Origin of the sequence: Aeromonas sp. PI_26 (assembly GCF_027854445.1) — a bacterium.
Taxonomy (GTDB): domain Bacteria; phylum Pseudomonadota; class Gammaproteobacteria; order Enterobacterales; family Aeromonadaceae; genus Aeromonas; species Aeromonas veronii.
The window spans coordinates 1-2,874 of the sequence record NZ_JAJNOE010000032.1; the positions used below are offsets into that span (position 1 = coordinate 1).

General features: G+C 53.4%; 1 rRNA gene. It reads left to right on the top strand.

The features are described 5' to 3' along the window. Positions 1–34 precede the first annotated feature (34 nt). Positions 35–2,874: ribosomal RNA gene (locus LRL22_RS20365) — 23S ribosomal RNA — on the top strand; the annotation flags it as partial.

Here is a 2,874-nt window from a genome sequence, read left to right on the forward strand (position 1 = left end):
GTGCCGGTTTCACCGACACTTCTTGGGGTTGTATGGTTAAGTGACTAAGCGTACATGGTGGATGCCTTGGCAGTCAGAGGCGATGAAGGACGTACTAACCTGCGATAAGCTGTGAGAAGTCGGTAAGAGACGCTATTACTCACAGATTTCCGAATGGGGAAACCCACCCGAGATAACTCGGGTATCTGTTACTGAATACATAGGTAACAGAGGCGAACCGGGAGAACTGAAACATCTAAGTACCCCGAGGAAAAGAAATCAACCGAGATTCCCTCAGTAGCGGCGAGCGAACGGGGATTAGCCCTTAAGCATCTTGGAAGTTAGTGGAACGGTCCTGGAAAGGCCGGCGATACAGGGTGATAGCCCCGTACACGAAAACAACCTTGATGTGAAATCGAGTAGGGCGGGACACGTGACATCCTGTCTGAATATGGGGGGACCATCCTCCAAGGCTAAATACTCCTGACTGACCGATAGTGAACCAGTACCGTGAGGGAAAGGCGAAAAGAACCCCTGTGAGGGGAGTGAAATAGAACCTGAAACCGTGTACGTACAAGCAGTGGGAGCCCTTCGGGGTGACTGCGTACCTTTTGTATAATGGGTCAGCGACTTACATTTTGTAGCGAGGTTAACCGTATAGGGGAGCCGTAGGGAAACCGAGTCTTAACTGGGCGTCTAGTTGCAAGGTGTAGACCCGAAACCGGGTGATCTAGCCATGGGCAGGTTGAAGGTTGAGTAACATCAACTGGAGGACCGAACCCACTAACGTTGCAAAGTTAGGGGATGACCTGTGGCTGGGGGTGAAAGGCCAATCAAACTCGGAGATAGCTGGTTCTCCCCGAAAGCTATTTAGGTAGCGCCTCGGACGAATACTACTGGGGGTAGAGCACTGTTTGGGCTAGGGGGTCATCCCGACTTACCAACCCCATGCAAACTCCGAATACCAGTAAGTACTATCCGGGAGACACACGGCGGGTGCTAACGTCCGTCGTGAAGAGGGAAACAACCCAGACCGCCGGCTAAGGTCCCAAAGTTCTGGTTAAGTGGGAAACGATGTGGGAAGGCTCAGACAGCTAGGATGTTGGCTTAGAAGCAGCCATCATTTAAAGAAAGCGTAATAGCTCACTAGTCGAGTCGGCCTGCGCGGAAGATGTAACGGGGCTCAAACCAGGCACCGAAGCCGCGGATTTGCACTTAGTGCAAGTGGTAGGGGAGCGTTCTGTAAGTCTGCGAAGGTGTATCGAGAGGTATGCTGGAGATATCAGAAGTGCGAATGCTGACGTAAGTAACGATAAAGGGGGTGAAAAGCCTCCTCGCCGGAAGACCAAGGGTTCCTGTCCAACGTTAATCGGGGCAGGGTGAGTCGACCCCTAAGGCGAGGCCGAAAGGCGTAGTCGATGGGAAGCAGGTTAATATTCCTGCACGACTTGTAATTGCGATGGGGGGACGGAGAAGGCTAGGTGGGCCAGGCGACGGTTGTCCTGGTGAAAGTGCGTAGGTGGTGTTTCTAGGCAAATCCGGAGACACAACACTGAGACACGAGACGAACACACTACGGTGTGGAAGCCATTGATGCCCTGCTTCCAGGAAAAGCCTCTAAGCTTCAGATTACAAGTCATCGTACCCCAAACCGACACAGGTGGTCGGGTAGAGAATACCAAGGCGCTTGAGAGAACTCGGGTGAAGGAACTAGGCAAAATAGAACCGTAACTTCGGGAGAAGGTTCGCTCTTGATGGTGAAGTCCCTTGCGGATGGAGCTGTCGGGAGTCGCAGTGACCAGATGGCTGGGACTGTTTATCAAAAACACAGCACTCTGCAAACACGAAAGTGGACGTATAGGGTGTGACACCTGCCCGGTGCCGGAAGGTTAATTGATGGGGTTAGCGCAAGCGAAGCTCTTGATCGAAGCCCCGGTAAACGGCGGCCGTAACTATAACGGTCCTAAGGTAGCGAAATTCCTTGTCGGGTAAGTTCCGACCTGCACGAATGGTGTAACCATGGCCATGCTGTCTCCACCCGAGACTCAGTGAAATCGAATTCGCCGTGAAGATGCGGTGTACCCGCGGCTAGACGGAAAGACCCCGTGAACCTTTACTACAGCTTGGCACTGAACATTGAACCTACATGTGTAGGATAGGTGGGAGGCTTTGAAGGCGTGACGCCAGTTGCGCTGGAGCCGTCCTTGAAATACCACCCTTGTATGTTTGATGTTCTAACGCAGGGCCCTGAATCGGGCTCGCGGACAGTGCCTGGTGGGTAGTTTGACTGGGGCGGTCTCCTCCCAAAGAGTAACGGAGGAGCACGAAGGTTGGCTAATCCTGGTCGGACATCAGGAGGTTAGTGCAATGGCATAAGCCAGCTTAACTGCGAGACGGACAGGTCGAGCAGGTACGAAAGTAGGTCATAGTGATCCGGTGGTTCTGAATGGAAGGGCCATCGCTCAACGGATAAAAGGTACTCCGGGGATAACAGGCTGATACCGCCCAAGAGTTCATATCGACGGCGGTGTTTGGCACCTCGATGTCGGCTCATCACATCCTGGGGCTGAAGTCGGTCCCAAGGGTATGGCTGTTCGCCATTTAAAGTGGTACGCGAGCTGGGTTCAGAACGTCGTGAGACAGTTCGGTCCCTATCTGCCGTGGGCGTTGGATGATTGAAGGGAGTTGCTCCTAGTACGAGAGGACCGGAGTGAACGAACCTCTGGTGTTCGGGTTGTCACGCCAGTGGCACTGCCCGGTAGCTAAGTTCGGAATCGATAACCGCTGAAAGCATCTAAGCGGGAAGCGAGCCCTGAGATGAGTCATCCCTGACCCCTTGAGGGTCCTAAAGGGCCGTTGGAGACCACAACGTTGATAGGTGGGGTGTGTAAGCGC